The 22,166-nt window shown below is 51.2% G+C and carries 20 protein-coding genes and 1 pseudogene; 16 read left to right on the forward strand and 5 right to left on the reverse strand.

Annotation, left to right across the window (positions count from 1 at the left end; translation table 11 throughout):
• The first annotated feature begins 230 nt into the window (after window positions 1-230).
• On the forward strand, window positions 231-815 hold the full coding sequence (locus L972_RS07325; protein WP_026034955.1) for a tetratricopeptide repeat protein: 585 nt from the start codon (window positions 231-233) through the stop codon (window positions 813-815).
• A 99-nt stretch (window positions 816-914) separates the two neighbouring features.
• Here L972_RS07325 and hmpA read toward each other — a convergent pair whose 3' ends face one another.
• Entirely contained in the window at window positions 915-2,108 is a 1,194-nt protein-coding gene (hmpA, locus tag L972_RS07330; protein ID WP_047437106.1) for an NO-inducible flavohemoprotein, read from the reverse strand.
• Between the two features lie 111 nt (window positions 2,109-2,219).
• Between hmpA and L972_RS07335 the strand changes: the two genes are divergently transcribed.
• Complete coding sequence (locus L972_RS07335; protein WP_005340388.1) at window positions 2,220-2,690, forward strand: Rrf2 family transcriptional regulator; 471 nt, start codon at window positions 2,220-2,222, stop codon at window positions 2,688-2,690.
• Window positions 2,691-2,730: 40 nt separating this feature from the next.
• Here L972_RS07335 and L972_RS07340 read toward each other — a convergent pair whose 3' ends face one another.
• Entirely contained in the window at window positions 2,731-4,011 is a 1,281-nt protein-coding gene (locus L972_RS07340) for an HlyC/CorC family transporter (RefSeq protein WP_005348906.1), read from the reverse strand.
• A gap of 42 nt (window positions 4,012-4,053) precedes the next feature.
• Window positions 4,054-4,842, reverse strand: a complete 789-nt coding sequence (locus tag L972_RS07345) for a cytochrome C assembly family protein (protein ID WP_005340390.1) — start codon at window positions 4,840-4,842, stop codon at window positions 4,054-4,056.
• A 202-nt stretch (window positions 4,843-5,044) separates the two neighbouring features.
• Here L972_RS07345 and ffh point away from each other — a divergent pair, with 202 nt between their 5' ends.
• The 5 genes from ffh to rplS all read left to right on the forward strand — a co-directional run bounded on the left by ffh (window position 5,045) and on the right by rplS (window position 8,557).
• The gene (ffh, locus tag L972_RS07350; RefSeq protein ID WP_005340391.1) at window positions 5,045-6,421 is read left to right on the forward strand and encodes a signal recognition particle protein; all 1,377 of its coding nucleotides are present in this window, start codon (window positions 5,045-5,047) and stop codon (window positions 6,419-6,421) included.
• Window positions 6,422-6,598: 177 nt separating this feature from the next.
• Window positions 6,599-6,847 (forward strand): 30S ribosomal protein S16, encoded by a 249-nt coding sequence (rpsP, locus tag L972_RS07355; RefSeq protein ID WP_005340392.1) that lies wholly within the window; start codon window positions 6,599-6,601, stop codon window positions 6,845-6,847.
• 24 nt (window positions 6,848-6,871) lie between these two features.
• Window positions 6,872-7,393 (forward strand): ribosome maturation factor RimM, encoded by a 522-nt coding sequence (gene rimM / locus L972_RS07360; protein WP_005340394.1) that lies wholly within the window; start codon window positions 6,872-6,874, stop codon window positions 7,391-7,393.
• A 34-nt stretch (window positions 7,394-7,427) separates the two neighbouring features.
• The gene (gene trmD, locus L972_RS07365) at window positions 7,428-8,177 is read left to right on the forward strand and encodes a tRNA (guanosine(37)-N1)-methyltransferase TrmD (protein WP_005340400.1); all 750 of its coding nucleotides are present in this window, start codon (window positions 7,428-7,430) and stop codon (window positions 8,175-8,177) included.
• Window positions 8,178-8,209: 32 nt separating this feature from the next.
• On the forward strand, window positions 8,210-8,557 hold the full coding sequence (gene rplS / locus L972_RS07370; protein ID WP_005313505.1) for a 50S ribosomal protein L19: 348 nt from the start codon (window positions 8,210-8,212) through the stop codon (window positions 8,555-8,557).
• Between the two features lie 108 nt (window positions 8,558-8,665).
• Here the strand turns inward: rplS and L972_RS07375 are convergent, their stop codons facing one another.
• Both L972_RS07375 and mutH read right to left on the reverse strand, forming a co-directional pair.
• Window positions 8,666-8,989 (reverse strand): isoamylase early set domain-containing protein, encoded by a 324-nt coding sequence (locus tag L972_RS07375; protein WP_005348910.1) that lies wholly within the window; start codon window positions 8,987-8,989, stop codon window positions 8,666-8,668.
• 80 nt (window positions 8,990-9,069) lie between these two features.
• On the reverse strand, window positions 9,070-9,744 hold the full coding sequence (gene mutH / locus L972_RS07380) for a DNA mismatch repair endonuclease MutH (protein WP_047437115.1): 675 nt from the start codon (window positions 9,742-9,744) through the stop codon (window positions 9,070-9,072).
• A gap of 732 nt (window positions 9,745-10,476) precedes the next feature.
• Between mutH and rppH the strand changes: the two genes are divergently transcribed.
• The 9 genes and pseudogenes from rppH to L972_RS07420 all read left to right on the forward strand — a co-directional run bounded on the left by rppH (window position 10,477) and on the right by L972_RS07420 (window position 21,846).
• Window positions 10,477-11,004, forward strand: a complete 528-nt coding sequence (gene rppH, locus L972_RS07385; protein ID WP_005340421.1) for an RNA pyrophosphohydrolase — start codon at window positions 10,477-10,479, stop codon at window positions 11,002-11,004.
• Between the two features lie 14 nt (window positions 11,005-11,018).
• A complete protein-coding gene (gene ptsP, locus L972_RS07390; RefSeq protein ID WP_005340422.1) occupies window positions 11,019-13,298 on the forward strand; it encodes a phosphoenolpyruvate--protein phosphotransferase in 2,280 nt (759 codons plus the stop codon).
• Between the two features lie 67 nt (window positions 13,299-13,365).
• Window positions 13,366-14,190 (forward strand): prolipoprotein diacylglyceryl transferase, encoded by an 825-nt coding sequence (gene lgt / locus L972_RS07395; RefSeq protein ID WP_031227775.1) that lies wholly within the window; start codon window positions 13,366-13,368, stop codon window positions 14,188-14,190.
• Window positions 14,190-14,741: pseudogene (gene thyA / locus L972_RS07400) on the forward strand (thymidylate synthase); the annotation flags it as partial. The gene lgt and the pseudogene thyA, both read left to right, overlap by 1 nt.
• Window positions 14,742-14,842: 101 nt before the next feature.
• Window positions 14,843-16,057 (forward strand): tyrosine-type recombinase/integrase, encoded by a 1,215-nt coding sequence (locus L972_RS07405; RefSeq protein ID WP_047437118.1) that lies wholly within the window; start codon window positions 14,843-14,845, stop codon window positions 16,055-16,057.
• A gap of 32 nt (window positions 16,058-16,089) precedes the next feature.
• The gene (locus L972_RS20670) at window positions 16,090-18,525 is read left to right on the forward strand and encodes a site-specific integrase (RefSeq protein ID WP_197058092.1); all 2,436 of its coding nucleotides are present in this window, start codon (window positions 16,090-16,092) and stop codon (window positions 18,523-18,525) included.
• Entirely contained in the window at window positions 18,522-20,537 is a 2,016-nt protein-coding gene (locus tag L972_RS07410) for a site-specific integrase (RefSeq protein ID WP_047437121.1), read from the forward strand. Before L972_RS20670 ends, L972_RS07410 begins: the two co-directional genes overlap by 4 nt.
• On the forward strand, window positions 20,534-21,016 hold the full coding sequence (locus tag L972_RS07415) for a hypothetical protein (protein WP_047437125.1): 483 nt from the start codon (window positions 20,534-20,536) through the stop codon (window positions 21,014-21,016). Before L972_RS07410 ends, L972_RS07415 begins: the two co-directional genes overlap by 4 nt.
• Complete coding sequence (locus L972_RS07420; RefSeq protein WP_047437128.1) at window positions 21,013-21,846, forward strand: thymidylate synthase; 834 nt, start codon at window positions 21,013-21,015, stop codon at window positions 21,844-21,846. Before L972_RS07415 ends, L972_RS07420 begins: the two co-directional genes overlap by 4 nt.
• Window positions 21,847-22,166 lie beyond the last annotated feature (320 nt).

Consider the following 22,166-nt stretch of genomic DNA (forward strand, 5'->3'; position numbering starts at 1 on the left):
CCCTCTATGGTGCCGGGGCGGTATCGGCTGCCGTATCGAGCGATGCGCCTGCAGCAAGTGCATCGGCACCGACAGCAAGCAGTGCTGCGGTGGCAACGGCGCCTGTCTCTGCTGCTACGCCAGCGCCCTCTGAGGCTGTCCCCGTCTTGCTTCCGGCCGAGCCGGTCACACCCGTTGCCAGCAGTGGCGAGGGGGCCGCGCCGCTGCCAAAACCGGCTGAGCCTGCTGCTGTGGTGGCGCCTCCCGCACCTCTGGCCGCAGGCGAGTTGCAGGCGGTGCCGCTCTATCGTCAGGACGAGCTGCTCAACTGGATTGAGCAAGGGCGCCACCTCACTCAGGTGAAGCAGGATCGCTGTCAGCTGACTCAGGATATCGAAGCGCGCGCCTCGGTGATGAAGATCCCGGCCTATCAATTCCTCTGGGGGGATATGCTGGCGTGGGGGGTCTGTACCAAGTCCAACGCCGAGCTCGGGGTGCAATATATGTGGGAGGCGGCAAATCAGGGGTTGGCGCCGGCGCTGGAGCAACTGGGTCGCTACTACTGGAAAGGAACTTTGGTGCAGAAGGATTTGGTGCGAGCCGAAACTCTGATGCGCGAGGCGGCCAGCCTCGGTTTTCTGCGGGCCCGCATCGAGTGGGTTGAAATGCTGCTGCAGGGGATGGGCAGTCCGCTCGATTATGAGGACGCCTATCGCTGGCTCCATGGCTCCGTCATAGGTGACAAGGCGCTGCACCAGAAGGCGGCGAGTCTGCTCAACCGTCTTGGCAACAGGATGCCGGCCAACGTGGTGGCCCGCGCCAAGGCGATGCACTGATCCAAAAAAATGACCCACAGATCTGCACCTGTGGGTCCGGTTCCAGCCGCCGTGCCATGACAGGCCGGAACCTCCCTCTGTTATATGGCTGCTCGCGCCTTAGAGATCTTGGTGGGGGCCAAAAACTTCGTAATGGAGCTGCCCCGTTGGTACTCCAGCCGCAAGCAGCTGCCGCCTGATCTCTTGCATGAAGCCGACAGGGCCACAGAAGTAGTAGTGGGCCTCTGGCGTGATGCGCTCCTTCACGGCAGTCAGATCCATGGTGCCGGCTAGGTCGTAATCTTCACCCTGTACATCGCTGGCCTCCGGCTCCCGATACCAGACCCGGCTCAGCAAGTTGGGATGCTGGCCGGATTTTTGCTGAATATCCTCCCGGAAGGCGTGTACAGCGCCCTGTTCGCAGGCGTGCAGCCAGGTGATATCAGCCTGATGGCCGCTCGCCAGCAGCTGGTTGAGCATGCTCATCATCGGCGTCACGCCGACACCGGCGGATAGCAGTACCACCGGGGTCTGACTGTCGGCTTTCAGGTAGAAATCGCCGGTAGGGGGCATCACCTCGATCTTGTCACCCGCCTGCAGGTGATCGTGCAGCAGATTGGAGACCTGACCCTGCGGCTCACGCTTGACGCTGATGCGGTAATCCTGCCCGTTGGGGGCATCGGAGAGGGAGTATTGGCGGATCTCCTGATATTCCAGCTCGGGGTGAACCAGCTTGATGCTGAGGTATTGGCCCGGTTTGAAGGTCAGTACCGGCTTGCCATCTTCCGGCGCCAGCAGGAAGGAGGTGATGAGGTCGCTCTCGGCTCGCTTCTCCTTGATGATGAAGGTGCGGGTACCTTGCCAGCCGCCATCCTGATTGGCCTTCTCCTGATAGATCTCTCGCTCGCGGCCGATGAAGATGTCGGCCAGCACGCCATACGCCTTGCCCCACGCCTCCAGCACCTCGTCGGTGACCGCACTTCCGCCCAATTCTTTGAGCGTGGCCAAGAGATGACTACCTACAATGTGATATTGTTCCGGCTGGATCAGGAATCCGGTATGTTTGTGCGCAATCCGCTCGACCGCACCGGCGAGTGCCCCCAGATTGTCGATATTCTTTGCATACGCGGCGACTGCATTGAACAGGGCCAGCGGCTGGCCGCCACTGCGTTGGTGGGCCAGGTTGAAGATATCTTTCAGCTCCGGGTTATGGCTGAACATCCGCTGGTAGAAGTGCTGGGTGAGGGCAGGGCCTGCCGATTCGAGCAGCGGAATGGTGCTTTTGATGACGGCAACGGTGGTTTGATCTAGCATAGGGGCCTCGTTCTAATTGAACATATAAAATGCCATTTAATAAGTGGCATCCTAGATGTTTATTTGATTTGAATCAATACTCCACTTTTCGCATCGCGCTAATCAGGTTTTATGAGACTAACCAGTTATACAGATTTTGGATTGAGAGCCCTGCTCTATCTTGCCACCCTGCCGGAAGGGGAGTTGTCGAGCGTTGCCAAGGTATCGGCCCTGTATGGCGTTTCCCGCAACCACATGGTGAAGGTGGTCAATCAGCTGGTGAAGCTGGGCTATCTGCAATCCCAGCGTGGCAAGAATGGCGGTATTCGCATGGCTTGCGATCCCGCCACCATCAATATCGGGCAGGTAATCAGGGCGTTGGAAGGCAATCTGGACGGCATTGACTGCGGCTCGCCCGCTTGTCACATCGTCTCTGTCTGTCTGCTCAAGAGTGCGCTGAAAGAGGCGATGGATGCGTTTCTGGCGGTGATGGACAGCTATACGCTGCAAGACCTGCTGGCCAACCGCGACGAGTTGCAACGGGTGTTTGGCGAGTTGATCCCGACGCTGGTGCTGGAGCCGGATGATGAAGATGAACAGTGACGATGAGCAATAGAAAAGGGCTGCCACTGGCAGCCCTTTTTCAATCTTGTGAATCCGACTCCGCTCGGTACGATGCCGGCATGATCCGCGCCATCTTCACCATGTTGTTCTCTACATCGAGGATCTCGATAGGATAACCGGCCAGCCGGATCCCGATGTTGGGCTGGGGGATCTCTTCCAGATATTCGAGGATCAGACCGTTGAGGGTACGCGGGCCGTCGATGGGCAGGTGCCAGTTCATCTCCTTGTTCAGCTCACGAATATTGGCTGAGCCTTCGACCAGATAAGAACCATCTGACTGGGGGTGGATCTCGTCGCTCGGCGCAGGCGTCATGGAGGTGGTAAAGTCGCCCACGATCTCTTCCAGAATATCGTCCAGAGTGATTAGCCCCTGAATGTCGCCGTATTCGTCGACGATCAGGCCAATTCGCTCCTTGTTGCGCTGGAATTTGGCCAGCTGCACGTTGAGCGGCGTTCCTTCCGGAATGAAGTAGATCTCGTCCACTTCCCGCAACAGGCTCGATTTGTTGAACTGATCCCTGGCTACCAGCCGCAGGGCATCGCGCGCGTGTAAAAATCCGACAACGTCGTCGATATTGTCGCGATAGAGCAGGATCTTGGTGTGAGCGCAGTGGGCCAGCTGGCGCTGGATGCTCTTCCAGTCATCGTTGATGTCGATGGCGTAGATATCGCTGCGCGGCACCATGATGTCCTCGACCAGCATCTTGTCGAGATCCAGAATGCTCAACAGCATCTCCTGATGACGCTGGGGGATCAGGTTACCCGCCTCATTGACGATGGTGCGCAGCTCCTCGGTGTTGAGGGAGTCATCCTTGTTGGGATTGATCTTCAGCATCTTGAGCAGGCCGCTGGTGATGCCGTTGATCAGCCAGACCAGCGGCGAGAGCGGCACCATCAGCCCCTTGAGGATCCAGGAGGCGGGATAGGCGATCTTCTCCGGAAACATGGCGGCCAGGGTCTTGGGGGTCACTTCACCGAATACCAGTACCACCAGGGTCAGGCCGAAGGTGGCGATGGCGACCCCGAGATCACCAAACAGCCGGATACAGACGATGGTGGCGATGGCGGAGGCGAGGATATTGACCAGATTGTTGCCGATCAGGATCAGTCCCAGCAGGCGATCGGGGCGGGCGAGCAGTTGCTCGACGCGACGTGCGGCTTTGTGTTTGGTCTGTGCCAGATGCCGAAGTTTGTAGCGGTTGATGGACATCAGGCCGGTTTCGGCACTGGAGAAAAAGGCGGAAAGAAGGATCAAGATAACGAGAACAATCAGTAATGTACTCGTTGAGATGCTGTCCAAAAAGGGCTCCTGTTGGATGGTATGGCTAAAAGAGTATAGGTGTCAGCTCAACAGCACTTCTTTGACGAAGCGACTGCCAAAATAGGCAAGAGTCAGGATGAAGCTGCCGATCAGACTGAGAGTGATGACTTTACGGCCGCGCCAACCATAGGTGTGATGTCCCCACAGCAGCAGAACGTAGACACACCATGCCAGGATGGAGAGCACGGCCTTGTGAGACTTGCCTTGGGCGAACATATCTTCGAGGAAGAAGAGGCCGGAGGCGATGGAGAGTGTCAGTAGCAACACCCCTGCAGAGATCAACTGAAACAGCCGTTTTTCCACTGTCATCAGTGGCGGCATGGCTGGCAGGTTGCTGATTTTTCTCGATTTAAGCTGCTTGTCCAGACAGGCGAGCTGCAGCGCAAACAGACAGGCGATCATCAATACCGAGTAGGCCATCAGGGCGAGGCCGATGTGCAGCAACAGCTGGGGATGGGCCTCCAGATGGGTTATGTAGCGACCCGGGATCAAGGCGCTGGCAGCCAGCAACAGGGCCGAGAAGCTGTAGACCACCGGCAGCAGGATCCAGCCGTTGAAGCGGCGGGTTACGCAAGTCATGAAGCAACTGATGATGAGGCTGACCAGCGAGGCAACGTTGAGCATGCTCAGGTTCTGGCCGTAACTCTGCAATACCTCTGAACCGAGGGCGCTGGCGTGGGCGATCAGGGCCAATCCGATACAGGCAAACAGGGAGCGCTGTCCCACCGGCTTGGCGCTCAGTAACAGATGCAGGGAGGCGATGATGGCCAGCAGATAAAACGCCAGGGCCAGAACAGAGATTACGATCATAACCAGGTCGTTGTTGCACAAGCTTTTGAGGGTAAGAGGGGCAGTATACCTTGCACGAGAAGTGCTCGCCAGTTGTGCAACAGCCGATCTGCCCATATATAGGGAGAAGGTCCCTGCTGCTGCGGTGCGGCGAATAATCGTCCTCGCGCCCGCTCTGGGTTATAATGCCCCCAATTTATTACGCCAAGAACCGGAATCCGTCATGTTTGAGAATTTGACTGAACGACTCTCGCGCACCTTGCGCAATGTCAGTGGCCGTGGTCGCCTGACCGAAGACAATATCAAGGAAACCCTGCGCGAAGTTCGCATGGCGCTGCTCGAGGCGGATGTCGCCCTGCCGGTAGTGCGTGATTTCGTGGCGCGTGTCAAAGAGCGCGCGGTCGGGCAGGAAGTGGCCAAATCCCTGAGCCCGGGCCAGGCATTCATCAAGATTGTGCACGGTGAACTGGTCACCGTAATGGGGGAGGCCAACGAACAGCTCAACCTGGCTGCCCAGCCGCCCGCCATCATCCTGATGGCCGGTCTGCAGGGTGCCGGTAAGACAACCACGGTTGGCAAACTGGCCAAGCTGCTCAAAGAGCGCAGCAAGAAGAAGGTGCTGGTAGTCAGTGCCGACGTCTATCGCCCTGCGGCGATCAAGCAGCTGGAGACCCTGGCCAGCGACATCGGTGTCGACTTCTTCCCGAGCGATGCCAGCCAGAAGCCGGTCGATATCGCCACCGCCGCCATCGATCAGGCGCGCAAGAAATTCTATGATGTGGTGATCGTCGATACCGCCGGTCGTCTGCACGTTGATAGCGAGATGATGGCCGAGATCCAGGATCTGCATGCCACCATCAAGCCGGTCGAGACCCTGTTCGTGGTGGATGCCATGACAGGTCAGGATGCCGCCAACACCGCCAAGGCGTTCAACGAAGCGCTGCCGCTCACCGGTGTCATCCTTACCAAGGCGGACGGCGATGCCCGTGGTGGTGCTGCACTGTCGGTGCGCCACATCACCGGCAAGCCGGTCAAGTTTATCGGTATGGGTGAAAAGACTGATGCGCTGGAGCCGTTCCACCCGGATCGTCTCGCCTCCCGCATCCTCGGTATGGGCGATGTGCTGTCGCTGATCGAGGAAGTCGAGCGCAACGTCGATAAAGAGAAAGCGGCTAAGCTGGCCAGCAAGGTCAAGAGCGGCAAGGGTTTCGATCTGGAAGATTTCCGCGAGCAGTTGGCCCAGATGCGCAACATGGGCGGCATGATGGGGATGCTCGACAAGCTGCCCGGCATGTCCGGTCTGCCGGATAACGTGAAAGATCAGATGGATGACAAGCTCACCGTGCGGATGGAGGCCATCATCAGCTCCATGACGCCGAAGGAGCGCGCCCACCCCGATCTCATCAAGGGTTCCCGCAAACGCCGTATCGCCGCAGGTTCCGGCATGCAGGTGCAGGATGTGAACAAGCTGCTCAAACAGTTCACCGAGATGCAGCGCATGATGAAGAAAATGTCCGGCAAGGGCGGTATGCGCAAGATGATGAGCCAGATGAAGAACATGATGCCCCCCGGTTTCGGTGGCGGTCGCGGCCCGTTCTGATCCGGCCTGCGTGTTGATGGGGGTCTGCAGTGGCAGGCCCCTTTTCATTGCCGCTCTGCGCAAAAAATGGCTGGCTTGGTTGCAATTATTACGAATCCAAGTAGAATTACGCGGCTTATTTTAAGCTAGGGTCCGCGTGTTTGCGGGCCTTGTTCATTAGATGTTAATGAGGACGATATGGTAACCATTCGTTTACAACGTGGTGGCGCGAAAAAGCGTCCGTTCTACCAGGTAGTAGTTTCTGACAGCCGTTGCGCCCGTGACGGTCGCTTCATCGAGCGCGTTGGTTTCTTCAACCCGGTTGCTGCTGGTCAAGCTGAAAAGCTGAACCTGGACCTGGCTCGTATCGAGCATTGGGTTGCTACTGGTGCCGCTGTTTCTGACCGCGTTGCCAAGCTGATCAAAGACGCTAAAAAAGCTGCTTAATCAGCCCAACGGTAAGGAGTTAAGGTGGAAAAACCTGTAGTTCTGGGCACCCTGGGTACCGTTTATGGCATCAAGGGCTGGCTTAAAGTGAACTCCTTCACCGATGTTGCCGAAGCGATTTTCGATTACAACCCCTGGCTGATTAATCAGAACGGGGCGTGGCGTGAAATTCGGGTTTCATCCTGGAAACGTCACAACAAGGGTCTGATCTGCAAACTCGATGGTATCGATGTGCGCGAAGATGCCCTGGCATTGACCAATGTCGAGATTGGCGTACCCGCCGATCTGTTGCCTGCGTTGCCTGAAGGCGAGTTCTACTGGCGTGACCTGATTGGTTGCTCCGTGGTGACCACCAAGGGATACGACCTGGGCAAGGTGACCGAATTGATGGAAACCGGCTCCAACGATGTGTTGGTGGTTGAGGCCAATGTAAAAGATGCCTTTGGTGCAAAGGAGCGGTTGATTCCGTTCCTGGAAGAGCAGGTGATCAAGAATATTGATCTGACTGCTCGAACAATCGAAGTTGATTGGGATCCTGGTTTCTAGTTTCCCGCGCTAACACGGGTGCCGGAGGTTTCTTATGTGGATTGGGGTTATTAGCCTCTTCCCTGAAATGTTCCGAGCCATTACCGAGCACGGGGTAACGGGTCGGGCCGTCAAGAGTGGCCTGCTGCAGATTGAGTGCTGGAACCCCCGGGAGTTTACCCACGACAAACACCGTACGGTCGATGATCGTCCTTATGGTGGTGGGCCCGGCATGTTAATGATGGTTCAGCCGCTGCGTGACGCAATTCATGCAGCCAAGCAAGCAGCGGGAGACGGGGCGAAAGTCATCTATCTCTCTCCTCAGGGACGCAAGCTGACTCAAGCGGGCGTAACCGAGTTGGCGACGAATCAGAAACTGATTCTGGTAGCCGGTCGATACGAAGGTATCGATGAACGCGTGATACAAACCGAAGTCGACGAAGAGTGGTCTATCGGGGATTACGTGTTAAGTGGTGGCGAGTTGCCTGCCATGACCCTGATCGATGCGGTTTCGCGTCTGGTCCCTGGGGTTTTGGGCGATCAGGCCAGTGCCGAGCAAGACTCCTTTACGGATGGCTTGCTGGATCATCCCCACTATACTCGGCCGGAGGTGTTGGATGGATTGGCGGTGCCCGAGGCGCTGACAAGCGGCAATCACGAAGTGATTCGACGCTGGCGTCTCAAGCAGTCGCTCGGACGAACCTGGCAAAGAAGGCCGGAACTTATTAACAACCTAGCTCTGACTGACGAGCAAGAATCACTTCTTGCCGAGTATGTCCGCGAAGTGCGTGACAGCGTTAAGTAGAGTTTTCAGTTTATCCTAGGTAAGGAAAGACAATGAGCAAGATTATTCAGCAGCTTGAACAAGAGCAACTGCGTACCGACATCCCGGCTTTTGCCCAGGGCGACACTGTACGTGTTCAAGTTCGTGTTAAAGAAGGTGGTAAAGAGCGTCTGCAGGCTTTCGAAGGCATCGTTATTGCCAAGCGTAACCGCGGTCTGCACTCTGCTTTCACCGTTCGCAAGATCTCCAACGGCGAAGGTGTTGAGCGTGTATTCCAGACTCACTCTCCGCTGATCCACAGTGTAGAACTGAAGCGTCGTGGTGATGTTCGCCGCGCTAAACTGTACTACCTGCGCAACCTGTCCGGCAAAGCTGCTCGTATCAAAGAGAAGCTCAACTAATTCGATTCGAATTGGTGTCGGTATGTCGGCAAATAGCTCGACAGGTAGTGAAAAGGCTCGCCAATGGCGAGCCTTTTTTGTATCCGTCTATTGGCTCTCTGGTTGCCGTTACTGGATGACCCGAACTACCGAGTTGTCGCGCCCGAAGGGGCCTGGCACATAGTCATCCGCTGCCCAGTCATTCTCGTAGAGGGTTTCCCCTGCCGGTGTGATGAGCTGGTAGCAATATTCAAAGTAGCCCGGGCCGTCGGTCGGCAGATTGAGGGTGGCTTTGAACTCGCCGCTCTTCATGCGTTTCAGCTCGACCGGTTGCCACTGGGTGAACTCGCCGATCAGCATCACCTGTTCCGCCCCTGCAGCCGCCTCTTTCTCTACGGCAAAGGTCACCTTGACCTCGGGCTTGGACTTCAAAAACTGTTTGATCAGTGGCATGACGCCTCCTTGTCTGTGAGTTAAAAATGGCTCCTGTCTATTTTTATACCACCATATGACAAAGATGTTGATAAGGCAGATCAAGTCGGCAAGGCAAAATAGCGTTGCAGCAAACTGTGGGTGAAGTCGATCTTGAGATAGAAGCCGCGGGGCAGGGTCATGATGGGTTGACCATCGCGGCCGATGGCGCGAGTCAGCGCCTTGTTGTTGGCCGCCTTGGGTCGCAGTTGCATCACTTGGCCGTGGCGGGCGCTGATCTGCTCCACTGCTCCCAGCACTATCATGTCCATCAGCTCCTCCCAGTCCTGACGCAGTAGCCGATCTTCCTCTTCATTCGGGCTCCACATCAGCGGCATGCCGACCCGCCGCTCGCCAACCGGGATCTCCCGACTGCCTTCCACCGGGATCCAGAGCACTCGGGAGAGCTTGTTACGCACGTTGGACTCTTCCCAGCGCTGGCCGCTGACGCCGATCAGCGGGGCGACGCAGACGAAGGTGGTCTCCAGCGGTTTGCCTTGAGGATCCACGGGGATCGTCTTGAGTTCGATCCCCAGCTCCGGGAAGTCCTGCTCCGGCTTGCTCCCGGCGCTGGCCCCCAGTTGCAGCTCGATCAACTGACCGACCCACCCCTTGTCACGGCGCAGGTCTTTGGGCACCGCGATGCCAGCCTCGGCGGCCAGCTGTGCCAGCGTGAAGCCGGCCATGGCATAGGCGCGGCTCAATAACTCCTGCTCGGATTGGGGATTACTTGGCATGTTTGGCTCCATCTTGCTCGCCATATTCTAACAGGGAGGATCCCGAGAAGGATCGCTGTTTTTATAACCGATCCTGAGTGGATAAGATCAAATGCAGAGAATTTGGGGGCTATCAGTTCATCATTATGATTTTAAAGGGTTTTGTCTGTTTTATCGAGCAGTAATCCAGGTCTGGTTTGACCTCGAAATAGTTGTCCAAGGGTTTGTGCATGATGTTACACACAGTTATCCACAGAAATCTTGGATAAGTGGATGAAAGTGGTTGGAGTCGCTGATATGTTACAAAAAATTGTGAATGCCACCCCATTTTTACAGGGTAAACGGGGTAGATATTGTGCCACTCCTGTGGATAATTTCGCCGCGGTGGATCTTTGAGCAGTTGAACTTGTTCACAATCCGGATCATGGATCTGACTCTTGGGTGAATATGGATCTAGATCCAGTTGTTTTGTCTCAAGCTTATAAAAAGTAATGATTTTTTATATTTAATGTCGCGTGGTGATACGGAGAGGCACTTTTCGCGTACAGTTAAAAAGTACTGTATATACCCGTTTGCTAACAGCTTTATGCACAGCCTGGGTGGGCAACTTGGGGGCGCGGATCCTGGGATTTGTTTATAAGTATGTTTGAAATCGAAAGTTATTCATGAAACAGGGGATTCACTCCTTGTTTGCTGCCACGGAGTGAATGTGGAACAATCTCCTTATAGATTCAGCCTTTATAAGGTGATCACGTGATTGATGGCGACGGATTTCGTCCCAATGTCGGTATCGTGATCTGTAACCGTGAAGGACAAGTGTTGTGGGCTAAACGCTATGGGCAGCACTCCTGGCAGTTTCCGCAGGGGGGGGTTGATGATGGTGAAACGCCAGAGCAGGCCATGTATCGAGAGCTGTATGAGGAGATTGGCCTCAAGCCCGAAGATGTGACCATCATGGCCACCAGTCGTAACTGGCTAAAGTACCGTTTACCCAAACGTCTTGTCCGCTGGGACAGTTCACCGGTCTGTATTGGCCAAAAACAAAAATGGTTCCTGTTACAGCTGAATTCGGGCAAGGAGTCGCGGATCCAGTTCGGCTGTCATGGCCATCCCGAATTTGACGACTGGCGTTGGGTCAGCTTTTGGTACCCGGTGCGGCAGGTCGTCTCGTTCAAGCGGGAGGTTTATCGCCGGGTCATGAAAGAGTTTGCCCCGCTGGCGATGCCAGTGCCGGCAGTGCAGGTCAACAAGAAGGATGGGCGACGCAATCGCGCCCGTTAAGGAGCACAGATTAGTTGTTAACGGAACTGAGACGTATCGTCGAGAGCATGGCCGAGGCCAATACCCTCGAGCAGGCCTTGCAAGCATTGGTGAGCCAGACCCGGCACGCCATGGCAGTGGACTGCTGCTCCGTCTATGTCTCGGAACCCGAGGTGCGCCGCTATCGCTTGGCGGCTACCGACGGCTTGGCCCCGTCCGCAGTCGGCAAGGTGACCCTGCCCTACGAGCAGGGCATCGTCGGTCTGGTGGGTCAGCGGGAAGAGCTGATCAACCTGGCTGATGCCCCCGCGCATCCCAGTTTCAAATTCCTGCCCGATGTGGCCGAAGAGGCGTTCCGCTCCTTCCTCGGCGCCCCCATCATGCATCAGCGTCAGGTGGTCGGCATTCTGGTGGTGCAGCAGAAGGAGAGCCGCCGCTTCGATGAGGGGGAAGAATCCTTCATGGTCACCCTGGCGGCCCAGCTGGCGGCGCGGATCGCCCAGGCGCAGGCCAAGGGGTGGTTGCAGAAGACCGACTGGAGCAAGCCGCTGCGCGGTATTGCCGGTGCCAGCGGTATCGCCATGGCCAAAGCCTGGGTGTGGCGGCCCCGCAAGGCGCTCTCGTCCATTACCCCGCGCAAGGATGAAGACCATGCCAGCCAGCTGGCGCGGCTGGAGCTGGCCGTGGAGGAGGTTCGTCACGATCTGGAGAGTCTGGCGCTGCGTTTTCGCGAGAGCTACAGCCAGGATTCGGTGGCGATCTTCGATATCTACCTCCATCTGCTGAACGATCCCGGCTATATCAAGCCCATTCGCAACAAGGTGAGCAAGGAGCACTGGACTGCGGTATCTGCGGTCAAGCTGATCAGCGATCGCTTGATCGAGCAGTTCAAGGGGATGAAAGATCCCTACTTGCAGGAGCGCTCCACCGACGTGAAGGATATCGCCCAGCGCCTCATCAGTCGCCTGGTGCAGAATGAACCGGAACATATCTCCATCGGCGAGCCGGTGGTGCTGGTTGCCGACGAGGTGACTGCTACCATTCTGGCGGAAGTGCCCCGCGAGTATCTGACCGGCGTGGTCTCGCTCAAGGGGGGAACCAACTCCCACGCGGCCATTCTGGCCCGCGCCATGGGGGTCGCCGCCATCATGGGGGTCGATCTGCCCCTTGGTGACATCGGTGGTCGCATGCTGGTGGTCGATGGCTACAGCGGCGATCTCTTCATCGAGCCCAATCAGGTGATACTGACCGAGTATCGTCAGCTGCTGAGCGAAGAGCGGGCCCTCGATACCCTGGTGCGCAGCGTCGATAACCTGCCATCCGAGACGGCCGACGGCACCAAGGTCTCCCTGCTGCTCAACGCCGGTCTTAGCGCCGATACCGAGATCTCCCTCAACCAGCTGGCGGACGGGGTCGGGCTCTATCGCACCGAGATCCCCTTTATGCTGCAGGAGAGCTTCCCCTCAGAGTGGGAGCAGACTGCCCGTTATCGCGGCATTCTGGAGACCTACCGCAACCGGCCGGTCTGCATGCGGACGCTGGATGTGGGCGGCGACAAGCCGTTGCCCTATTTCCCCATCGTCGAGGAAAACCCCTTCCTTGGCTGGCGGGGGATCCGGATCACCTTGGATCACCCCGAACTGTTTCTGGTGCAGCTCAAGGCGATGCTGCGGGCCAGTGAAGGGCTGGACAATCTGGCCATCATGCTGCCGATGATCAGCAGCGTCAGCGAAATCAAGGCCTCCCGTCGTCTGCTGGATCAGGCGTGGCGAGAGGTGTCGGAAGAGGCGGCAAGCCGCGATGCGGTGATCCGCTACCCCAGCCTTGGGGTGATGATCGAGGTGCCCTCAGCCCTCTTTATCTTGCCGGAGATGGCGCCGCTCATCGATTTCTGGTCGGTGGGCAGTAACGACCTGACCCAGTACCTGCTGGCGGTAGATCGCAACAATTCCCGGGTTGCCAACATCTACGATGCCTTCCATCCTGCGGTGATCCGCGCCCTGCAACAGCTGGTTGATGCTTCCCACCGTTACCAGAAGCCGGTGTCGGTGTGTGGCGAGCTGGCCGGTGATCCGGTCGGTGTATTGCTGCTGCTTGCCATGGGCTATCGCCGCTTCAGTATGAACACCCACAACATCGCCCGGATCAAGTACGTGCTGCGTCAATCCACCCTCAGCGAGTTGACCGAACTGATGGCCGATGGCCTCAAACATGACAACCCCCACGTACTGCGCGGCCTGTTTGCCCGTTATCTGGAGGAGCACGGTTTGGGCGGTTTGCTGCGAGCCGGTCATAAATCGAAACAGAGTGATTGATAATCATGCCTTGTCCCTGCTGACGAATGATCGGAAAATGCGGCTTTTATTTTGACTGGGGCCGCATATGCAGCACGATGGATATTGGGTTTTCTCGCAGATTGATCCCGTAGCATTCAGTTTGGGACCACTATCGGTACGCTGGTATGGTCTCATGTACCTGTTCGGTTTCGCTTTTGCCATGTGGCTGGCTGGCCGTCGCGCCGATGCACCGAACAGCGGCTGGACCCGCAACGAGGTGTCGGATCTACTGTTCTACGGTTTCCTCGGGGTGATCCTCGGTGGCCGTGTCGGTTACGTGCTGTTCTACAACTTCGATCTCTTCCTCGCGGATCCCACCTATCTGTTCAAGATCTGGACCGGCGGTATGTCGTTCCACGGTGGTCTGATCGGGGTGATCACCGCGATGATCTGGTTTGCCCACAAGACCAAGCGCCACTTCTTCACCGTGGCCGACTTTGTGGCACCGCTCATTCCGTTCGGTCTCGGCGTTGGCCGGATCGGCAACTTCCTCAACGGCGAGCTGTGGGGCCGGGTCACCGATGTGCCCTGGGCCATCATCTTCCCGGAGGCCGGCCCCGAGCCGCGTCATCCCTCCCAGCTTTACCAGTTCGCACTGGAAGGGGTGGTGCTGTTCATCATCCTCAACCTGTTCTGGCGCAAGAACCCACCGCGCGGCGCCATCTCCGGCATGTTCCTGCTGTTCTACGGCCTGTTCCGCTTCCTGGTGGAGTTTGTGCGCCAGCCGGACAGCCAGCTCGGTCTCTACTTCCAGGAGATCAGCATGGGCCAGATCCTCTCCACCCCGATGATTATCGCCGGTGCCCTGATGATTTGGGCCGCCTACAAGCGTCCACAGTTGTTCGGTAATGCCGTGAAGGAGGCGAAATAATGCGAGCTTATCTCGACCTGATGCAGAAAATCCTCGATGAGGGCACCGTCAAGTCAGACCGTACCGGCACCGGAACTGTCTCCCTGTTCGGCCATCAGATGCGCTTCAATCTGGCGGAAGGTTTCCCGCTGGTGACCACCAAGAAGTGCCACCTGCGTTCCATCATTCACGAGCTGCTCTGGTTCCTCAATGGCGATACCAATACCGCCTATCTGAAGGACAACGGCGTCAGCATCTGGGATGAATGGGCCGACGAGAATGGCGATCTGGGGCCGGTTTACGGCGCGCAGTGGCGCTCCTGGCCTGCCGCTGACGGGTCTGTCATCGACCAGATCCAGAAGGCGGTGGATGACATCAAGCACAACCCTGATTCGCGCCGCATCATCGTCTCCGCCTGGAACGTGGGCGAACTGGACAAGATGGCGCTGGCTCCCTGCCACGCCTTCTTCCAGTTCTATGTGGCGGACGGCAAGCTCTCCTGCCAGCTCTACCAGCGCAGCTGTGATGTATTTCTTTTAGACAACACAGCAAATTCTGCACAATACGAACTAGCAGCATAGTAAAGAGTCAATACAAAGACATTTTATTGTCAACATTTGCTGTTTGCACAATGCAGGTCTAGACTGCTCCTAGCGATGTTAGGAGCAGAGTCATGCATGTGGTCATACAGAAGAATGAACCGATAGTTAGCTCTCAGATCGACTCAATAGAGATTGAGGCTGGTCAGAAGGCTGATGGCGTTTTGTTCTTGGATAAGCAGTTCAAAGTGGTTGAGTATCCAAGTGAGTGGTTGTCTCACGAAGCCAATCACCGCCGCATCTCCGAGCAAACCGTTGTTACGTACTCCCGTAACATGAGGTACTTTCTTGAGTACATTGATGACCGCATGAGTGATGGGTGGTCGTTAGATGAAAAGTTACTCAATGTTCATCTCTCATTACTTGAAAGCTGGGTTCGTTACCAAATTGATGATCTTAAATTGGAGGCATCGACAGTCACCAATCGAGAGATGACGATTAGGGCGTTTTATGACTACTTCACAGACAAGACGCGTCATAAGAATCCTATAGAAAACAACCCCTTCCCCAGTGACCCCATCACTAGCAAGCCCAACAACAAGCAAGTCCAGGCCGTATCTGTACGTGATGTACAGAACCTCATGTTCTGTACGCCATACGAGCGTGAACGCACCCTCCTGCAATTCCTTCTGGATTCTGGTGTCCGGATCAGTGAACTCCCTCGCGTGACGTATGGCGATGTACAAGAGGCCCAGAACTTTGTGAGTGGCTCTTACATCACTGACGGCATTGACAAACCTGCTGTAGAAGCAGGCTATGCAGCATTACTCATACATGGCTCGAAGGGTCGGCAGGACTCTGTTAAGGAGCGTCACACAGTCATCACCAAACCAACACTTGATCGCCTGAAAGCCTATCACTCAAGCCCATTATACAAGCGATACCAGCGTCTATACGCAGATCAAAATACTGCTCCAATTTTCTTTAACACGGAAGGTCGCCCATTTACTAAGGCGTCCATCGCCGCTCTCATTACTCGCATATCTAAACGTGCAGAAAAAAATGGAACATTATCCAAAAAGGCCCATGCGCATCTTTTCCGTCATAGCTTTGCCTATCTGACGCTACAAGATACTGGTCGTGGTCATGACTTCTTAGATCGGCTTGTATTCGTCCAGAAATCTCTAGGTCATACATCTATTAAAACCACAGAGCGTTATACCAATATCCCACATGATATTTATGACTCAATTGTTAACAAGGATGGGGAGATACAATCTCGCATTGAAAAAATGCAATTACTTGTAGATTCGACAAAAACTCGTATCAAATTGGTAGATAAAAAATGAGTTGCTTAGCTGAGACCGCTTTGGCAAAAGCCATGAACTGCAACAAGCACTTGGGGAAATTGCAGCTTACCATCATCATGGCAATTTTCGATCCCGAGTTTTTATTGAACATCCCTTTTGTAAATAAAAAAGATGGTGTTGTAAGTCTGTCATGTGAGTTTTTATCAAAATTGACCAGTGTTGAAGTTAGCACTATAAAACAAATGCATGAAAATCGCCATTTCACGCAAGTATATGAGGCATTTGTCAATGCTGGTGTTATAAGGCCAAACTATGATGGCATTACTTGCAACAAAATTAGATTGTTGGAGCGAGCAAAACTATACATAAGAAAACATAAAGATGTGCTGGCTGAGATACCACTGGTGAATGGACGGATATCAGTTCGTGCGTTTGAATCATTGCCAATTTGTAAAACGTTAGGCATTAGTGGCTTTTCAACTTCAATACATAATCTTGGAGAAGATAATGTAGTTCGCGAAGAGTATGCCGAATTTTTTAAATGGTTGTATAAATTGATCGTTTCACATGGTCATTTCGATGAAAAATCATTCGTATCATATACAGATAAAGCCAAGCAAAGGAAAAAGTTTGTTGAGGGTGAAAGTGCTTGGGCTATTTTCAATGTTGCTAGAAAGTATGAAGGGTTTACAGATAGTATTGATTCGTTAAATCACATGGAGAACACTAGCCCGCTGATGGCTCTTTTTGCTTTGGCTTCTAAACGAGTAAAGGCTAAGTCCTCCATACAAAATTATTTGGCAACTTATTCTAGCTTTGTTAAGTATCTGGAAGCGAATAATATAAATCATACATCATCACTGGCTGAATGCGTCAATGATTATATATCCTTACGTTACAAATCGTATATTGAGGATATTTTACTTGGAAAGACGCTATCTCCTTCACAAGCAAACACATACATCAGCTGTTTAAACTTGACTTTGCAGCGGCTCGTAGCCTTTGAAGAGTTTAAAGGGCGGTCTTTCATATATGCATCTGGCTTTGATGTTGGCTCATTTTCAAATAAAGCAACGGCTTATACGCCATATACTCCAGAAGAACGTAATTTAATCCAAGTGAAATTGGATAGACAGATTGTAGAGTTAAAAAACTCTTGGCTTACACCATATGTGAAATCAGTTAAGTGTCATGATTTTATCAATGCTAGCGGAAAAAGGAGTATTATTGTCAGTGATAATATTACTTTAGAATCATTAAAAAGTTGGTTCGATCATGAGTGTGACTCAATACCATTTTATTTTGATGGATATAAAGATGCTCATAGTGATGATCCAAGAAGCATTTTTAAACGAGCTCTTACCAGCCTAAAAATGCGTAAGATTTTTAATGGGAACATTAGTGAATTATGGGATATATGGAATGTGCCTGGGCGTATAGTAACTGCGAAGGCGCTTATCCCTCTCTATCTTAAGCTGATCCAAGTCACAGGGATGAACCCATCATCAATTATAGACCTCGAAATTGATGATTTTGTGGTTTCACACGATGCAACAAACCGTCCGTGTCTTAGATATTGGAAAGAACGTAGTACGGGAGCGAAAGAATATCACCTTGATATATTCAATTGTGACATCACTTGGTTGTCCATGGGGCAAGCTAAAGTTGTAAAAGATATTTTTGAGACAATTATAGCAATAACTAAACACGTTAGAGTTAATGCTGGTGATGACGTTAAGAACAAACTTTTTATTTGTAACAGTACAGCTAGAAATAAATTCAATAATGCTGAGTGGCATGCACCTATAGTTCCAACAATGGGGCAAATGTGGAATTGTTTAAAGGATTTTTCCAATGATTTGATAAATGAAAATGGAGAGGAGGTAGAGGTCATCGCTACTCGCTTTCGTTCCTCATTTATTTCTGAGCTGATTGATAATGGTGTGCCCCTTCGTGAAATACAAATGATTATGGGTCATGCTAATATTGGTGTTACTCTCGCTTATTTAGACAGAATGGATTTTAATAAGCAGTCTCGGAGTAAAATTTATGCGGCACTTACCAAAATATATGAAAACAGCTACGAATTAAAAAACAGACCTAATGGTGATGATGTTAGCGTAAAAAATTTACAAGAAGTGATTTACAAAACCCCATTAGGTGGGTGCAAGAATATCTTTGACCCACCTGATTCCATTAAGTCCCTAAATAGCTACAAGAGTGGAAGCGCTTGTGCAAACTTCAATAAGTGCCTATCTTGTAATAATGTAATTATTACAAGATCTCATCTTCCTGATTTGTTCGCATTATATCGAGATTATACTCAGGTTGCTCGTAATACAAGGTTGATGCTGACGCCTCATGGAAGAGTCATTCAGGATAATATAGATATACTTGAATCTATATTAGGAGAGCGGTCTGAATTTCCAGCTAAAGAATTAGAGGTTGCTAAACGGCTATCATTGAATATTGAATCTACGATCTTGATCGATGGTGTATCTCTATGAATATTGAGCATGTTGATAATGTTTTTTTCAAAAGTAACTTGCAGCAACTACTTGCTCAAATATACACAGGCAATAAAAATGAAGTTAGTAAAAATGATGATATAAATATTCTCAATTTACTGGCGTTTCCTGTAACCTCAAAATCCATATTCAGAGATGATGTTTGGGACTACACAGCAGATGTTGAAATTGCCAAAACAATGGGGGGGAGTAGGCTAATAATTGACTTTTCAGCATATAATAACATCCCTAAATCCATAGTGGCAGAGCTCAAAATTGCTATAGTATATATTAGAATTATCCCTAAACGATCTCAAAATAGACGCGGTAAAAGTGGGCGAACACTCTCCATGCAATCGATAACACCAATGGTAAAGTCATGGTTAGATTTTATGGATCACTTTTATAATAAGGCAGGCGAAGAATACGGCAGTGCATTCTGTAGAGAGAAATTCTGCTCTTTAATTGATATTACCTATCAAGACTATAAAATGTTCAGTGTTGGCTATCAAAAAGCAGAGTCAACAGTCTACCACATTGAACAAGTTTTTGAGTGGTTTTCACATGATCGAATTGTAAATGCTCTTTACTCTCACATTCCATTCTTACCTAAAATCGAACATCTATCTATTACACAAATTGAGAAAAAAGAAGATGATAGGGAAAAGGTAATTCCTGACGAAATCTTTGATAGAGTTGTGACTATATCAAGCTGCTTGATCAGCGACTTTCTCCATAAGATGGGGTTGCCAATAAAAGATAAAATTGCTGAAAGCAAACTTGAGTTATTTAGAAATGACTTGCCACCATCAGTAATTGATATAAGTGATTCAGATATTGAGTATTATATTGGTGTGCGTCTTTACAAAAAAAATCCAGACATAGCGCTTGTTAGAAGCAAGCTCAATACAGAGCTGGTTGGTGATGTCAGGGCCGCAAATCTTCAGCGCCCAGAGCAGGGCACAGAAGACATATTTAATTACACTAAGCTTGTACATGATGCAGCAATTTACATTATTGCTCAGTTCACTGGTATGCGTCCAAGTGAATTCGTAGAGATTCGTGTAGATAAACCGCTTACAAGTTCCTTTGATATTCCATGTATTTGTTCTACCGTTCATAAACATCGTTCAACTTCACGAAGGCTGTTTGATGACCTTTGGGTTGCAATCCCTGCTGTAGAAGATGCAATGGCAGCTTTAGCTGTACTGACTAGAATTCGAAATAATCCGTTTGTTTATAGTAAAAGTGAAACACTTAAATTTAGTCAGGAACCAAAAACACTAAAGAAGGGTGTGTGCACAGTAATTAAAAGTTATTTTTCTGAAATACTCACTGACGATGAGTTAAAATCAATTGATTTCTTCCCATATATGATGCGCCACACTTTGGCATATCAAATGTATAAAGTAGAACTAGGTCTCCCATTCATTTCGCATCAACTAAAGCATTTCGGTAATCTTGTTCAGTCAGTCGGTGCCGCCTCTAATAAGGGCTTTTCTAGTGACACAATGTGTTATGGTGATATCGGAGATATGTTATCTGGTATTAAAGCAGAAAAAAACAACCTTCGGCACCAGGCAGAAGTGCATCTCGTAAAAGAAATGTATGACCCTAATGGTACATATGCGGGTGTGAATGCAGATGCTCATAAGAAACGACTAAGGAAGCTTTTTGAAGGCTATCAAGCTGCTGGCTATTCAAATGATGAGGTCTTTGAGGCGATGGCCCAACAGGGAATGGCAGTTATCAATGTAGGCACTGGTATGTGCTATGGCGGTCGTGTAGAAGAGTTTGATCAAAGCCTCCCATGCATTGGTAGCCTGCGCTGTAACCCTAATCGCTGTCATCAAGCTGTGATTACAAAAGCACATATCCCCAAGTGGCGTGAGGTTTATGAGCAGAATATGAAAGTAGTGAGTCTTGGTGAATCAGAGACGAATTATCGCCAGGCTGTGGAAGCAGCTAATGAAGCTAAAGGTGTTCTGGAATATCTCGGGGTGTTTAAATGACCGCCTATGATGAGAGGAATACTAAAGAGTTTAATGATGTAACTGAGAGCATCAATGAAGCGTTAATCAAGATGCAGAACGATCGCTCTATAAAGTGTTCAATATCATCCCTTGCAAACCTTGCATCAGTTCACAGAAACACCATCCGTAATCGAGTCTGGCCTCTAGAGCGAGTGGCTGCAATCAAAGCTGCCAGGAAGGCTGAGCTTGAGGAAAAAAGAAACAATGTCATAGAGGTTGACCCAACGGTTGAACTCAAGGAAAATATTAGCAAGTGTTTAAAAGAAATTCAGTATTGGTATGGTAAATCTAACGATTTTAAGTCGTTATATGAGTCTATGACTGTTCAGTTTGTTACCATGTCGAAATCAAGGGATTTCTATATGGTTCAAGCTGATAAGTTGCAAGTTGAGCTAGAAAAAGCCAATGCTGAAATTGCAAGAATTACAGACTTATTAAATATGGTGAATGAAAAATGAAAGCATACTTGGAGCTTTTGCAAGATATTATGGATAGCGGTACGGTTAAAGGTGACCGGACTGGCACCGGTGTAAAATCGGTATTTGGGCGTCAAATTCGACATAACCTCGCTGATGGTTTCCCTCTACTGACAACCAAAAAGCTCCATTTTAAGAGTATTGCCAATGAGTTAATTTGGTTCTTAAGTGGCGACACCAATACTCATTGGCTAAATGAGAATGGCGTAAAAATTTGGGATGAATGGGCAACGGAAACAGGTGATCTGGGGCCAATTTATGGAAATCAGTGGACTGCTTGGCCGACTAAAGATGGTGGTGCAATTAACCAAATCGATTATGTTGTTAATGCCCTCAAAAACAATCCAAATAGCAGGCGAATCCTATTCCATGGCTGGAATGTTGAGTATCTGCCTGACGAGTCAGTAAGCCCGCAAGATAACGTGCGTAATGGTAAAATGGCTTTACCTCCTTGCCACCTGCTATATCAATTCTATGTGGCAGATGGAAAATTATCAGCGCAATTGTTTTTACGCAGCAGCGACATATTTTTGGGCTATGCCTATAACCAAAGCAGCCTCGCTTTATTAACACATATGCTGGCACAGCAGTGTGATCTTACACCACATGAAATAATTATCTCTTTCGGTGATGTTCATGCTTACTCGAATCATTTTGAGCAGATTCAAGAACAGCTATCTCGTGAGCCTAGAAAGTTGCCGGAGCTGAAGATTCTGCGTAAACCAGATTCAATATACGACTATAAGTTTGAGGATTTTGAGATCGTTGGGTATGACCCACATCCTCATATTAAGGCACCTGTAGCAATTTAACCGAGCTTCTTTACCAATACTGATTAAAGGACAGCCTGTAACATGCAGGCTGTCTTTTTATGCTTTTCAGTAGAGCGCCAAGTAACGTGAGTAAGTTTATATGTACAGATCTAGTTATCACCTGACACCGACCTAAAATCGGTGTCTTGTTTACGCCACTTTCGTGCGTACTGCCATTGGAACCAATTTCAAGCCGTCTCCAACATGCTGTAACGGCCTGCTCTTCCACCATCCTCCCATGTTGTAAGCCAACTCCTACGCATCCTCTAAAGCCCAATGGTAATCCCCCCGAAAAACTGAGGTGCTCATAAGTAGAATTT

It is taken from the genome of Aeromonas sp. ZOR0001 (assembly GCF_000801015.1).
Classification (GTDB): Bacteria; Pseudomonadota; Gammaproteobacteria; order Enterobacterales; family Aeromonadaceae; genus Aeromonas; species Aeromonas veronii.

What these genes read in the sequence shown, in the direction of transcription:
- L972_RS07345 (WP_005340390.1), bottom strand. Translation starts at nt 4,842, where the DNA reads ATGATCGTAATCTCTGTTCTGGCCCTGGCGTTTTATCTGCTGGCCATC.
- hmpA (WP_047437106.1), bottom strand. Translation starts at nt 2,108, where the DNA reads ATGCTAGATCAAACCACCGTTGCCGTCATCAAAAGCACCATTCCGCTG.
- L972_RS07335 (WP_005340388.1), top strand. Translation starts at nt 2,220, where the DNA reads ATGAGACTAACCAGTTATACAGATTTTGGATTGAGAGCCCTGCTCTAT.
- trmD (WP_005340400.1), top strand. Translation starts at nt 7,428, where the DNA reads ATGTGGATTGGGGTTATTAGCCTCTTCCCTGAAATGTTCCGAGCCATT.
- rpsP (WP_005340392.1), top strand. Translation starts at nt 6,599, where the DNA reads ATGGTAACCATTCGTTTACAACGTGGTGGCGCGAAAAAGCGTCCGTTC.
- L972_RS07375 (WP_005348910.1), bottom strand. Translation starts at nt 8,989, where the DNA reads ATGCCACTGATCAAACAGTTTTTGAAGTCCAAGCCCGAGGTCAAGGTG.
- mutH (WP_047437115.1), bottom strand. Translation starts at nt 9,744, where the DNA reads ATGCCAAGTAATCCCCAATCCGAGCAGGAGTTATTGAGCCGCGCCTAT.
- L972_RS20670 (WP_197058092.1), top strand. Translation starts at nt 16,090, where the DNA reads ATGAACTGCAACAAGCACTTGGGGAAATTGCAGCTTACCATCATCATG.
- L972_RS07405 (WP_047437118.1), top strand. Translation starts at nt 14,843, where the DNA reads ATGCATGTGGTCATACAGAAGAATGAACCGATAGTTAGCTCTCAGATC.
- ffh (WP_005340391.1), top strand. Translation starts at nt 5,045, where the DNA reads ATGTTTGAGAATTTGACTGAACGACTCTCGCGCACCTTGCGCAATGTC.
- lgt (WP_031227775.1), top strand. Translation starts at nt 13,366, where the DNA reads ATGCAGCACGATGGATATTGGGTTTTCTCGCAGATTGATCCCGTAGCA.
- L972_RS07415 (WP_047437125.1), top strand. Translation starts at nt 20,534, where the DNA reads ATGACCGCCTATGATGAGAGGAATACTAAAGAGTTTAATGATGTAACT.
- rplS (WP_005313505.1), top strand. Translation starts at nt 8,210, where the DNA reads ATGAGCAAGATTATTCAGCAGCTTGAACAAGAGCAACTGCGTACCGAC.
- L972_RS07410 (WP_047437121.1), top strand. Translation starts at nt 18,522, where the DNA reads ATGAATATTGAGCATGTTGATAATGTTTTTTTCAAAAGTAACTTGCAG.
- L972_RS07420 (WP_047437128.1), top strand. Translation starts at nt 21,013, where the DNA reads ATGAAAGCATACTTGGAGCTTTTGCAAGATATTATGGATAGCGGTACG.